The organism is Bacillales bacterium (genome assembly GCA_035700025.1).
Lineage (GTDB): Bacteria > Bacillota > Bacilli > Bacillales > DASSOY01 > DASSOY01.
Genome location: DASSOY010000011.1, coordinates 19,527 through 32,224 on the forward strand (window position 1 = coordinate 19,527; position 12,698 = coordinate 32,224).

Annotated in this window: 12 protein-coding genes and 1 other RNA gene; all 13 read right to left on the minus strand. The window is 47.8% G+C overall.

Annotation, left to right across the window (positions count from 1 at the left end; translation table 11 throughout):
- Positions 1 to 42 precede the first annotated feature (42 nt).
- On the minus strand, positions 43 to 477 hold the full coding sequence (locus tag VFK44_01905; protein ID HET7627118.1) for a CoA-binding protein: 435 nt from the start codon (positions 475 to 477) through the stop codon (positions 43 to 45).
- A 20-nt stretch (positions 478 to 497) separates the two neighbouring features.
- Positions 498 to 2,009 (minus strand): carboxypeptidase M32, encoded by a 1,512-nt coding sequence (locus VFK44_01910; protein HET7627119.1) that lies wholly within the window; start codon positions 2,007 to 2,009, stop codon positions 498 to 500.
- A gap of 89 nt (positions 2,010 to 2,098) precedes the next feature.
- A complete protein-coding gene (locus VFK44_01915; protein HET7627120.1) occupies positions 2,099 to 2,317 on the minus strand; it encodes a hypothetical protein in 219 nt (72 codons plus the stop codon).
- 217 nt (positions 2,318 to 2,534) lie between these two features.
- Positions 2,535 to 2,923: RNase P RNA component class B (gene rnpB, locus VFK44_01920), an RNA gene on the minus strand.
- 67 nt (positions 2,924 to 2,990) lie between these two features.
- A complete protein-coding gene (gene gpsB / locus VFK44_01925; GenBank protein HET7627121.1) occupies positions 2,991 to 3,299 on the minus strand; it encodes a cell division regulator GpsB in 309 nt (102 codons plus the stop codon).
- A gap of 265 nt (positions 3,300 to 3,564) precedes the next feature.
- The gene (locus VFK44_01930; protein ID HET7627122.1) at positions 3,565 to 4,809 is read right to left on the minus strand and encodes a ribonuclease H-like domain-containing protein; all 1,245 of its coding nucleotides are present in this window, start codon (positions 4,807 to 4,809) and stop codon (positions 3,565 to 3,567) included.
- Between the two features lie 17 nt (positions 4,810 to 4,826).
- On the minus strand, positions 4,827 to 7,100 hold the full coding sequence (locus VFK44_01935) for a DEAD/DEAH box helicase (GenBank protein HET7627123.1): 2,274 nt from the start codon (positions 7,098 to 7,100) through the stop codon (positions 4,827 to 4,829).
- 125 nt (positions 7,101 to 7,225) lie between these two features.
- Complete coding sequence (locus tag VFK44_01940; GenBank protein HET7627124.1) at positions 7,226 to 8,407, minus strand: ester cyclase; 1,182 nt, start codon at positions 8,405 to 8,407, stop codon at positions 7,226 to 7,228.
- The gene (locus tag VFK44_01945; GenBank protein HET7627125.1) at positions 8,404 to 9,180 is read right to left on the minus strand and encodes an aldolase/citrate lyase family protein; all 777 of its coding nucleotides are present in this window, start codon (positions 9,178 to 9,180) and stop codon (positions 8,404 to 8,406) included. The genes VFK44_01940 and VFK44_01945 overlap by 4 nt, the downstream gene beginning before the upstream one ends.
- Positions 9,168 to 9,893, minus strand: a complete 726-nt coding sequence (locus VFK44_01950; GenBank protein ID HET7627126.1) for an alpha/beta hydrolase — start codon at positions 9,891 to 9,893, stop codon at positions 9,168 to 9,170. The genes VFK44_01945 and VFK44_01950 overlap by 13 nt, the downstream gene beginning before the upstream one ends.
- 22 nt (positions 9,894 to 9,915) lie before the next feature.
- On the minus strand, positions 9,916 to 11,187 hold the full coding sequence (gene hisD, locus VFK44_01955) for a histidinol dehydrogenase (protein HET7627127.1): 1,272 nt from the start codon (positions 11,185 to 11,187) through the stop codon (positions 9,916 to 9,918).
- A gap of 18 nt (positions 11,188 to 11,205) precedes the next feature.
- Positions 11,206 to 11,817, minus strand: coding sequence for a cupin domain-containing protein (locus tag VFK44_01960; protein HET7627128.1), 612 nt, complete (start codon positions 11,815 to 11,817; stop codon positions 11,206 to 11,208).
- 76 nt (positions 11,818 to 11,893) lie between these two features.
- A complete protein-coding gene (locus VFK44_01965) occupies positions 11,894 to 12,697 on the minus strand; it encodes a glucose 1-dehydrogenase (GenBank protein HET7627129.1) in 804 nt (267 codons plus the stop codon).
- Between the last annotated feature and the right edge of the window lies 1 nt (position 12,698).

Here is a 12,698-nt window from a genome sequence, read left to right on the forward strand (position 1 = left end):
TCGCTTCTATCAGTTTACTACACCTTCGCCAAAGAGAAAACCTCATCCGTGAGGATGAGGCGAAGCGCCGGTCATTGAATGTTCGACTTTGATACAGCGATCCATGATCACTTTCACGCCGTTTGCTTTTAAATAGTCATACGCTTCTTCATGAGTGACACCGGGTTGTGCCCAAAATACGTCGGCACCGATCTTCACCGTTTGAGCGGCGAGGTCGGGCAAATGTTCACTTCTGCGAAACACATTGACGATATCGACATGACCCTCGATCGCTTCCAATGAATCGACGGCTTGGATGCCGAGAGTTGCATCGATATTCGGATTCACTGGAATGATTTCGTAACCGGCCGCTTTCATCGCTTTTGCGACTCCGTAAGACGATCTTTCCGGCTGGTCGGAGAGTCCAACGACGGCAATTCGCCGGTTGTTGCTCAAGATTCTTTTCAGTTCATCTCGATCCGGGTTCTCAATTGCCATAAACGACCTCCTCCAAGCGATTATCTCGTTGCAGTTAAGCGATACACGTCTTTGTATTTCGTTTCAAGATATTCAATCAAATACTTTGCGTTCAATCCTTCGCCGGTAACGTCTTGTAAAATTTCGATTGGCTGTTTCAGCTTGCCGTATTGGTGAACATTCTTCGTTAACCATTGTTTTACTGGCATCAACTCGCCGTTACGAAGCAATTCATCAAAGTTCGGCAAATCTTTAAGCATCGCGTGTTTGATTTGCGCGGCATACATATACCCTAACGCGTAAGACGGAAAATAACCAAAATCCCCGCCGGACCAATGCACGTCCTGCAGCACGCCTTCGGCGTCGTTTTTCGGCTGAATGCCGACGTATTCTTTCATCTTTTCGTTCCAAATTCCCGGCAAATCCTTCACTTCGATCGTACCGTTGATCAATCCTTTTTCGATTTCATAACGCACCATAATATGAAGCGGATACGTCATTTCATCCGCTTCAATGCGAATCAAAGATGGACCTGCGACGTTGATCGCGCGATAAAAATCATCCAGGGCGATGCCGTCGAATTGTCCGCTGGCAAAGGATTTCAACGTTGGATACTGACGCTCCCAAAACGAACGATGCCGACCGACGAAGTTTTCCCAAAACAACGACTGTGATTCATGGATGCCCATTGAGGCGCCGTCACGTAACGGCGTGCCTTGCAAATCCGCAGAAATGTTTTGTTCGTAAAGCGCATGTCCGCCTTCATGAATCGTTCCGAACACGGCTGTACGGAAATCCTTCTCATCATAACGCGTCGTTACGCGAACGTCACCGAAATTGATCCCCGTACAAAACGGATGTACCGTCTCATCCAGCCGTCCCGCTTTGAAATCATAGCCCATTTCTTTCAAAATTTCGAGACTAAACGCCCGTTGTTTAGCGGCTGGGAATCGTTCGAACAGAAAATCCTTTTTTGGCTGGTCCCTCGCTTCCGATACGGCTTTCACCAATGGTACAATATGTTCTCGAACTTGAGCGAACACTCGATCAATGACGTCGACCGTAACCCCCGGTTCATACAAATCAAGCAACGGGTTGTAAGGATTGCCTTCATATCCCCAATAATCAACAAAACGTTTCTTGAAATCGACAATTTTCTCAAGATACGGTTGGAACATCGCAAAGTCGGACTTCGCCCTGGCTTCCTCCCAAACACTTTCCGCTTTTGATTGCAGCACGACAAACGCTCGATATTCTTTTACCGGAATTTTCGAGTTTCTTTCATACTCTTTCCGGCTTTCCTCGACCGACCTTTTCGTCTTTTCCGACAGTTGGCCGCCGTTTTCGGACAACGCATCTATGTATCCCTTCATTTCCTCGGAAACCGACATTTGGAAAACATCTTCCGACAATTGCCCGATCACTTCCGAACGCTGTTCGACGCCTTTCTTCGGCGCACCGGTGCGCAAATCCCATTGCATCAAGGCAAGAGCCTCGTTGTACGCCGTCATTTTTTTTAAATAGTCGAGAAATTTTGCTTCGATTTCATTCATCCTTATTCCTCCTTTCCTTCATTTTACACGAAATACGTTTCGAGACTCAAAATATAATGGCCGAAATGTTCTCCGCTTACACTCGCCAATTAAGAATGGACGGCATTTCGTTGCTGCTGTGCGCCGCGCTTGTAAATTTGCGACCCGTTTTCGTAATGTTCCCTCCAACGCGCATTTTCTTCGCGAACGCGATCATGTTCCCGTTTTAATTTCTGCATTTCTTGCAAAAGCGCCGACATCACGGATTGATTCATTTCAATCGTTTTCTCGAGCCGTTCCGTCAATTTTTGAAATTCTTGATCGTTCATCGTCGGGTCCTCCTTGAAATAAAATTCCCTGTCCGAGCATGATTGACCTTCAGGTCGATCGGATATTCACTATAGCCTTCGCACAAAATGAACGATTTGTTTCCATCCGCGATCAGAAACTTACTCAAGACAACCAAAGACCTGCCGGCGCTAAAAAGCATCCAGCAAGTCTTTGAAATAGAAAAAGCCCCGTTAAGGGCCTGTGCGGTTGACAACGTTTCATAAGCCATGTTCTGTTCCAATGTACTGCCAACGGCGCCAACCTCGTACATTGGCGGTAATCATCTATCTGCGGCCGCCTTGCAGCCGCCCTTCTCTCCGTTCAATTCCATTGAGAAGGTTCCCCTACCATTATTTGGGTTTCTCGCTCGCGGGGTTTACCTCGTTCCACTTTCACGGTTTCCCATGAAACTTCGTCACTGTGGCACTTTCAAGGGACGGGCGCCATATCCGCTGGACTTAGGCGCTTTCCCTGCCGTTAGCCCGGCATACGCCGAACTACCCTGACTTATCGTTTCGTCAGGCACGAACACTACGGTCGTCGCAGACCGTGCGAGCATGGACTTTCCTCTACATTCATGATAAATGCAGCGATTACCCCGCGTCGTCAACCGTTCCACCTTATTCATTATACTACATTTCGAGTGAAAATCAAAGTACGGTACGTGAAATTTCAATCGTACAATTTGCTGCCGAATACGTGTTTTTCCAGATTGGACAGACGCTTTAAAATATCGTAATTCGTATTGCCATTGCTTGATGAAGTTTGTTTGCGCTGACTTTGCAGCCTTTCGATCTCGCGTCTTAATTTCTGGTTCTCTTGATGGATTTGATCGAGACGATGTTCAAAAGACTCGTAATCCTTGATTATGTAATCGAGATATTTGTCTACATCGTCCTTGTCATAACCGCGTAAGCCTGATTTGAAATCTTTTTCCAAAATGTCTTTTGCCGTCAAGCGAATTTTATACTCATTATCCAAGCCGATTCCCCCCAACTTTTTGTATTTTTGCATGCTCAAACGATAGTTGTCAAACGACGAAGTTGTCCAATTCGACTGCCTTCATTATCAACTTATGCCGCTTAATACGTAAAATGTCAAACCGATCATGACGAAAAACATCAGTACCAACAAACGATTCATGTTCCCATTGCCCCTTGCTTACGATTCTTGAGATGTTCTATTTCTATTGTACGGAAAATATGACAAAGCTCAATGGGAAATTCGTTTAAATCCGACATTTTTTTCACAACGAATCGATTTTCTTTTCCAATCTGGCGATTCTTTTCACAATCGCATCCACATCATTACATGCCCCGGCCGCCTTAATGAAACGGTCTCGTCCTTTCTTGATGCTCCGCGCGGCTTTTGCACAGTGCAGCGCTTTTTCAAAATCTTTTTGTTGATGCTCGTAAACTTTCGCCATCTCAATCCAAACGTCCGAGTCATCAATTTTGCCGGTTTCGGTCAACCTTTCCCAAATCATCATCGCTTCAGCATAGTTTTGCTGTTTCTTATAAATGGTTGCCAATTGTTTCTGAGCAAGTACGGCCACACGCGAGTCCCTGCCTGCCACATCGAGAAAACATTGTGCCGCTTCCTCCCACTGACCGAGATACAAATACCAACGCCCGACCTCATAACGTTCGCGCGCCGTCGCCTCTTTTGGAGACAATATTACCCGCGTTAAATGAATATATAACGTGATCAGCGACAAAATATCATATTCGTTATGCTCGAGCACCCCTTTGACGATGTTTGGATCCTGCTGTTTCACATACTCAAAGTAATAAATCGGCACAAGATGACCCGGCGTATCCCCAACCCTTTGAAATTGTAAAATTTCATCCTCAACCACCGCGAGCCTTGTCGATTCAAGCGTGTGGCGCCAAAGACGCCGCGAGGCATGAAGCAAATCAAAATGCCCGAATGGCGGCAATTTCGGCACCGCATCGCGCAAAAACGTGTGGCGGGTTTTCACTTGCGGCCAGTCGAACGCCTTGCCGTTGTAGGTAACAAGATGTTTCAAGTCTTTCACTTCAGATAAAAAAACTTGATATAAAGCGACCTCGTCGGCCGGCGACGGCAAAAAATATTGCGTCACGACAACGCGGTCCACTTGGACGCGTCCGCAGCCAATGAGAAAAATCGTGTTGCCGGCGCCGCCGCCAAGACCTGTCGTTTCCGTATCGAAAAACAACAAGTCTTCCGGCGCGAGACCGGCGCTTGAGAGCGGATGGCTCTCATTCGCCTGCCACGCGCCGACAGCGCCTGTCAGCTCGCCGAACGCATAGCGGCCGTGATGCGCATCAAGAGGATACGTCACGGTCCGCACCCAGGCGCGCTGTCCTTCAAAGTCAAACGGCCGCGCGCCGAGTGCCGCCCACTTTTCTTCCGATGGACTTGCTTTCGGCTGAATTTCCGGCTTTTCTTCCCGCTTTTCCAGCGCGAGTTCCTTGCGGAAACGCGACAATTTATCTTTCAAGGACATAGCGCACCCTCCTTCCTTCATAAAATCAAGTTCAAGATTTTCAAGGCTGCTTGCTTCGCATCGAGATCTTCGCCGGTCGGCGAACCGATGCACGACGGGCAGCCTTCGTCACATTCGCATTGGCGAATAAGCGTCCGCACTTCTTCGAGAAGAGGCACGATCGAGCGGTAGACGGTTTCACTTAAGCCGACGCCGCCCGGATAACGGTCGTACAGAAAGACCGAAGGTTTTTCCGAATGCGTCGCCTTCACTTGCGGCACGACGTGCAAGTCCGACGAATCGCAAAGGACGAACAGCGGCGCCGTCGAACGAAGCACGTTGGCGATGCCGACAAGTCCGTGTTCGATATGCGCCTCGCTGAGCGAGCCGGCGACGGCATCGGGCAGTTCGAGCCAAGCCGCGCTCGTGTGCAGCTCTTCTTCCGGCAAGTGAATCGGCCCCCAGCCGATATTTTCGTGCGTTTCAAAGCGAATTTTTTTATACAAAGTCGGCATCGCATTCACCGTGACTTCGCCATAGGCAAATCCGGCTTTTTCCGACTGCTGTTCTTCATCGATTTCAAGCACTTTCAATTGCACGGCCATTTGCGCGTCCGTGTAATAATTGACGCTCACTTGCTTCACGTACGCCTTCTTTTCTTCCCAGTCGAGCTTGTCCACATGATGCTGCACGCCTTCATGCAAATAAATCGCATCGTCATGCAAAAGCGTCATCGCGCTGAAGCGATCCATTTCCCCGATCACTTTTACATTGGCTGCTTCCGTTTGATCGATGATCACGACATTTTCTTGCGAAGCCGAACGCAAACTGATGTTGTTCGCCGGAAACGAATCATTCATCCAAAACCATTTCTTGTTTTGAAAATGCAAAATTTGTTCTTCCGTCAAGAAATCAAGCACGTCGCGAATATCCGTACCGTCAAACGTTTCTCCTTCTTCAAAAGGCAGCTCATAAGCCGCACATTTAATATGATCGACAAGAATGATCAAATTGTCGGGGTTGATGCGAGCTTGTTCCGGACTTCTGTTGAAAAAATAATCCGGGTGCTGCACCATGTACTGATCAAGCGCGCTCGAGGATGCCACAAGCACGATCAACGCCTCGCCTTGCCGCCTCCCGGCGCGTCCCGCCTGCTGCCACGTACTCGCGACAGAACCTGGATAACCAGCCATCACACACACTTGCAGCTGGCCGATATCGACCCCTAGCTCAAGCGCGTTCGTGCTGACAACGCCGAGCACCTCGCCGTTCCTGAGCCCGCGCTCAATTTCCCGCCTTTGTTTCGGCAAATACCCGCCGCGGTAACCGCGAATTTTCGGTGCCCCGAGCGATTTCTGGAAAATTTTTTGCAAATAACTCAGTAAAATTTCTACCCTCACCCGGCTGCGGCCGAAGACGATCGTCTGAATGCCGTTTTCAAGAAACAGTTTCGCGATCTTTCGCGCTTCAAGCGTCGCACTCCTTCGCACATTCAACGGCTTGTTCACAACCGGAGGATTGTAAAACATGAAATGCTTCGCACCCGCTGGCGCGCCGTTTTTGTCAATCAATTTCATCGGATTGCCCGTCAACGCCTCAGCGATCTCCTTCGGATTCGCAATCGTCGCAGACGTACAAATAAATACCGGATCACTGCCGTAAAAACGGCAAATCCGTTTCAGCCGCCGCATCACATTGGCGACATGGCTGCCGAATACCCCTCGGTACGTGTGCACTTCATCAATAACGATGTACTTCAAATTCTCAAACAACGACACCCACTTCGTATGATGCGGGAGCACACCTGAATGAAGCATGTCCGGATTCGTCATCACGACATGCCCTGCTTGACGAATCTTCTGGCGGATGTTCGACGGCGTATCCCCGTCATATGTATAAGTGTTCACGTCCAAATGCGCTTCTTCAATCCATTCCGTCAATTCACTTTTCTGATCTTGCGCAAGCGCCTTCGTCGGAAACAAATAAAGCGCCCTACTGTTTGGGTTGTTCACGATTTCTTGCAACACAGGCAAGTTATAACATAGCGTTTTCCCCGACGCCGTCGGCGTCACGATAACGGTATTTTTCCTCTCTTCACTAGCCGTCACATAAGCATCACGCTGATGGGCATACAAACGTTCGATGCCTCGTTTCGCCAATGAATCTCTTAAAGGCTGTACAAGACTTTCCGGAAATTCGGCGTATTGTGCCTCTCTCGCCGGGATCGTTTCCCAATGCGCGATATGATTCATAAATTCCGGTTGGCTGCGGATGAGCGACATACATGCTTCAAGCGATTTCTTCACGCGAATCATTTCTTCACCCCGGATCCAATTACACTGCTTGTCGTTTATTGTAGCGAATATGCGTTCGTTACGTAAAGAATTTCGTTAAAGAAGCCTGTCGATTTTTTCTCGACAGGCTTGTGATCTACCATTTATACTTCTTGTTCCGATTTTTCTTCTTGGGGCTCACCTGTGTCCGCACTTGAATAAATTTGCCGCAAAACATCCAATCCGTCGAATGTGAGCCATTCCTCGACGACTTTCTCGTCTCGGATGCGCAAATGACTTATGCCGAGGATTTCGACGGGCTCGCCGCTCGGTTGACCGAAACTGCCGAGGCCTTCATGGATGCCTTGGAGCCGCCACCGGATCGCTGCGTCCCATTCTTGTTCCGTCACACCTTGATTACAAGTCACACGTTCAACGATGAATTTTGCATTCGGGAAAGAGGCAAACAAGCTGATCAACATGCTCTGAATTTGTTGAAAACCGACCAAATCCTTGTTGCAGATGTAATGCAATGTCGCGGTATCTGCGTAAAAGTTCTTCACTTCGTTGAACAAGCGCCATTCCCAAATCTTATTGTACAGATCGAGAATGAAATCACCAATATCGAATCCGCTTAATTGTTTCTCATACAACGGAGGCACTAATTGCCCTTCCATCGGATCACCAACCCCAGAGCGCATTTGCAACGCAGGTTGTTTGTTTTTCGATGCGGCGGCAAGCTTTTTCGCCGTTTCGACCGGATCAAATCCGAGTTGCTTCACGATTGCCAAGTTGTCGCGTACGAGCCATTCCTCTACGATTCGGTTTGAATGCACGAAACAATCGACGATCGTCCGAAACATTGCTTTTTTGCCGGTTGCCGGCCCAAATTGACTGTCACCCAAGTTCGTCGCGTTTGAGAAATTTCTGTGCGAGGAATAAAAACCTTCGACGTCATTGCCAGACCAGACAACATTTTCACCGATCAACTTGCGGTCGGGAAACGCATGCAACGTTTGCAAAGTTCCCGAAATTACCTCTTGAATGCCTTGGTTTTTCGTCGTGCCGATGTGCATGTGTACATCGTTGTGATACGTATTGTAAATTTGCCCAATGCCTTTTTCTTCCCAAATGCGATGAGTGATTTTGATAATATAGTCGACGAAATCCAAATATTCTTCATCGAAGCCTTTCATACTTTGCCTTCGTTCGGTGAATTTCGAATACTCGTTATAGTCCTTGTACATCAATCGATTCACTTCGTTGCTGTTTCCGAAATAGATTTTTTGGCTTATCGGTTGTTTTTCCCGATGATTGTTCGGCTCTTGAGATTTCGAATCGCTCATGCATTCCACTTCCCATTCACTTCTTGATTTTTATCAACGACTGCCTCCAGCGCCGCAGAAATAACCGAATTGGCAACAACCCCGACATAGCGGGCGCCTTTTGCAAATTGTTTCAAAACACCGTCCGTACTCCCGGCTACCGTACCAACCGGTATTTCTTTTTCTTCCGCCTTTTCATAAATCGATTGAATCGCCAGCTGTACATCTTCATGTTCCACATCATCGGAATGACCCATGTTCACCGCTAAATCGACGGTTCCGATAAAAACGACATCGATGCCGGAAACGGAAAGGATTTCATCGATATTCCGCACAGCTTCGACGGTTTCAATATGAACAACGACAAGGGTTTCATCATTCGCTTCGCGTAAATATAAACTCCCGCTTTTTTTGCCAAATTGTGCCGGACGTATCGAATAAGCGGTTCCCCGAATACCTTCGGGGGGATATTTCGCAGATTTTACGACTCGTTTCGCATCGTCCTTATGATTGACCATCGGAACTTGAATGCCTTTTGCTCCCCGGTCTAACGCTTTTTGAATGCTCGCGGCGTCATAAGATACGCGAACAATAGGAACGAGACCTGCAATTTCGGCGGCTCGGATCATGTGCTCCGTTTCCGATGAACTGAACGCCCCATGTTCATTATCGATAATCACGAACTCGAATCCCGCGTACCCGATCATTTCGACGAGAGAGGGTGAAAAAAAATTGATGAATGCCCCGAGCACATCTTCACCGTTCTTCAACTTTTCTTTCATCAAGTTTCCCATGATGAGGGTTCGCTCCTTTGCAACCAATATCGAAAAACGGCTGTTACAGCTTGTGGTTGTTCCAAGCTGCTTAAATGTCCGCTTTCCTCTACGATGACCAAATGTGCATCGGGTATGTTCTCTGCGAGCAACTCATGTAAATGCAACGGACATACGACGTCTTGCCGTCCGAGCATGACGAGCGTTGGACACGAAATTGTACCCAACACTTCTCGTGCGTCGGGCCGGCTCTTGAGCGCAGTCATTTGGCGAATCATCGCTTCTTTTCCAACCTCTTTCGCCATTTTTATGATCGTCGATACAAGCTTTTCATTATTGATCGATTCCTGCCGGATGAGTGTCGGCAGCAAATGTTTTTCGGTGATCTCCAGAAAGCGTCCTTCACGAGCCATTGCAATGAATCCATCCCACGTTTTCTTTTGTTCTTGTTTTGCAGGCAACGGGTTGGAATCGAGCAATGCGAGTGCGGTAACGCGTTCCGGTGCTTGCCTCATGATTTCAAGCGATACAATTCCGCCCATTGACAACCCGGCAAGCGCGAAACGATCGGGTGCTTCTCGCAAAACCGTGCGCGCCATGTCTTCAATCGAATCGTCCCGAGTGAGATCGGGTACTTTTACATCGGCGATATCAGACAAATGTTGCATTTGATGTGCCCACAACCTTTGATTGCATAGCGTACCCGGCAAGAGCAACAACGAAGCTTTCTCCATAAAATCCCCTATTCCCCGCCAATTATTGATATTTTTTCATACGTTTTTCCGCGGTCACCGCATGAGCAATCATGTTTTCCGCAGACGCTTGTCTTGCTGCCACCGGAGCGATAAATTTGCTGCCTTCCCTAGTCAATTTTTGATAAGTCAACGTTTTAATGAATTTACCGACCCACAGCCCGCCCGTATATCGAGAAGCGCGCATCGTCGGCAAAATATGGTTCGTACCAATCGCCTTGTCCGAATACACAACCGTCGATTCTTCGCCGACGAACAACGAACCGTAGTTTTTCAAACGGTTAAGAAACCAATCATTATTCAAAGTTTGCACTTCCAAATGTTCAATCGCATATTCATCCGATAAACTCGCCGCTTCTTCATAATCGCGGACGACGACGACTTCACCGTTTTGTTCCCATGCTTCTCCGGCCACTTCTGCCGTCGGCAATGTTTTCAGTTGTTCTGGTATCAAGCCAATGACTTTTTTCGCCAGCAATTCCGATGTGGAGATCAAGATCGCACGAGCATTCGGATCGTGTTCGGCTTGTCCGAGCAAATCGGCTGTGACGATGTCAGGATCTGCAGAATCATCCGCGATAATTAAAATCTCACTCGGACCCGCTGGCAAATCGATGCCGACATCTCCGAAAATTTGCCGTTTGGCTTCGGCAACAAATGCATTCCCGGGACCGACGACCATGTCAGACGCGTTGATCGTTTCCGTGCCATACGCGGCACTTCCGATCGCTTGAACCCCGCCCAAAGAATAAATTTCGTCAGAACCTGCATTTTTCAAAGCAAAAATGACTTCAGCTGGTATTCCATTACCATCTTTTCCCGGAGGCGTAAAAGATGATACACGTTCAACACCGGCGACTTTCGGCGGAATTGTACTCATTATCGCTGAGGCAATGAGAGGGTAACGGCCGCCAGGCACATAATTGCCAACTGCTTCCACCGGGACCAACCGTTGTCCGAGGTATACACCAGGATAGGTTTCTACTTCAAACTCCGACATACTTTCCAATTGTTTTTGCGCAAACGTGCGAATTTGTTCCGCTACGAATTTCGTATCTTCAATGAAGGTTTCTGGCAGTGTGCGTATCGCCCTTTCAATTTCATCTTCGCTCAACCGAAAAGATTCCGGGTTCCAATTATCGAATTGCTCTGAATATTTTCGGACAGCCGCATCGCCGTTTTCACGGATGTCATCCAAGATCGCGGCCACTTTTTCCTGCAATTCTTTTTTCGATGCTTTTCTTTCAGGTCGTCGTTCCTTTAAGTATTCACTCACCATTCACCACTCCTTATGTCATTCACCGACGCGTAATTTTTTTGCCATTTGTTTTTCCAATTCCTTGAAGTTTTCAGGCGGAATCATTTTTCCTTTATCATCGGCATGAAACCCGTATTCAGCCGCTTTGCGTACGACTTTCGGATCCCAGTACGGATCTTTTCCGTCAAAAACTTGATGCTGTTCCAATACCGCGAATATCCATGCGTCTTCCTCGCTGATGTTTTCAAATCCTCTCCACAAGCCAGGCGGAAGCGAGATTAAATCCCATTGGCCGATGATCGTTTCGCCTTCGACTTCTTCCTCGCTGTTTCCCCAATAAAAGCGCCATTCCCCAGTCAAAGGTAAAAACGATTCGATATAATCATGCGTATGATAAGCAGGACCGTTTCCCGGCGGCGCCTTCACCATGCCAATTTGAAAGCCGTGAGGTTCAGTAATGATCGGATTGAAATCGGGATTTTCACTGGCCGTGTCCCCGATGACCGCGTAATTCACCCGTTGATGACCGGGAATGATACTATCGATAAACATGAGCGGAATGCCCCTATCTTTCATATCATTAAACCTCATGATCCATTTATCTTCCATTTCCTGATTCGTGATGTTCGTTTGTTTTTTTACATTCATAACGATTCTCCTCTTGTTTCAAAATGTCACCATTGAATGAATACGTATTCTGTTCTTTGATAAAAAAAGTGAACCGCTACCAAACGGTCCAACCGCCGTCGACGCAAATCGTTTGCCCTGTCACCATATTCGATGCATTCGTCGCCAAATAAAGGACGGCACCAAATAAATCTTCTGTTTTCGCCAGCCTTCCCAAAGGAATGCGGCTCAACACTTCGTCGCGAAACGTTTTATCTGCAAACATCGGTTTCGTGAGCGCTGTTTCAATAAACGTCGGCGCAATCGCATTGACTTGGATGTCATGAGGTGCCCACTCAATCGCAAGCGCTTTCGTCAACTGAGTGATCCCGCCTTTGCTTGAACTGTATGCGGCTCTCTTGTAATACCCGACGAATGCCATTTGCGAGGACATGTTGATGATTTTTCCACGCTGTTGTTCAATCATCGCCTTCCCTGCCGCTTGGCTGAAAAAAAACACGCTGCGCAAATTGATGTCCAACACTTTGTCCCAGTCTTCCGTCGTCACGTCTTCCGCTTTTTTCGGGATATTTAATCCCGCATTATTGATCAATACGTCGATCGTTCCAAAGTGATCACGGATGCGCCTCACGAGCTTTGGAAATTGATCCACATCTGTCAGGTCGGCTGAAACTGGTAATACGTTTCCACCGCATGAACGAATGTCTTCAGCTGCCTGCTCAAGTTTTTCTTTGCTTCTCGCAATCATGACAACATTTGCGCCGGCTTCCGCCAAAAACGTCGCGATGTCTTTGCCGATGCCTTTGCTGGCGCCGGTGATGATCACCGTGCGACCTTTTAGATCGAATATTCGATTGACGTCCACGCTTTCATCCCTTCCTCGGCGTTTGCTTAACTCCAAT

Excerpts from the sequence above, each read along its gene's own strand:
- VFK44_01905 (HET7627118.1), bottom strand. The coding sequence starts at position 477 with ATGGCAATTGAGAACCCGGATCGAGATGAACTGAAAAGAATCTTGAGC.
- VFK44_01910 (HET7627119.1), bottom strand. The coding sequence starts at position 2,009 with ATGAATGAAATCGAAGCAAAATTTCTCGACTATTTAAAAAAAATGACG.
- VFK44_01915 (HET7627120.1), bottom strand. The coding sequence starts at position 2,317 with ATGAACGATCAAGAATTTCAAAAATTGACGGAACGGCTCGAGAAAACG.
- VFK44_01930 (HET7627122.1), bottom strand. The coding sequence starts at position 4,809 with ATGTCCTTGAAAGATAAATTGTCGCGTTTCCGCAAGGAACTCGCGCTG.
- VFK44_01940 (HET7627124.1), bottom strand. The coding sequence starts at position 8,407 with ATGAGCGATTCGAAATCTCAAGAGCCGAACAATCATCGGGAAAAACAA.
- VFK44_01945 (HET7627125.1), bottom strand. The coding sequence starts at position 9,180 with ATGGGAAACTTGATGAAAGAAAAGTTGAAGAACGGTGAAGATGTGCTC.
- VFK44_01950 (HET7627126.1), bottom strand. The coding sequence starts at position 9,893 with ATGGAGAAAGCTTCGTTGTTGCTCTTGCCGGGTACGCTATGCAATCAA.
- VFK44_01960 (HET7627128.1), bottom strand. The coding sequence starts at position 11,817 with ATGAATGTAAAAAAACAAACGAACATCACGAATCAGGAAATGGAAGAT.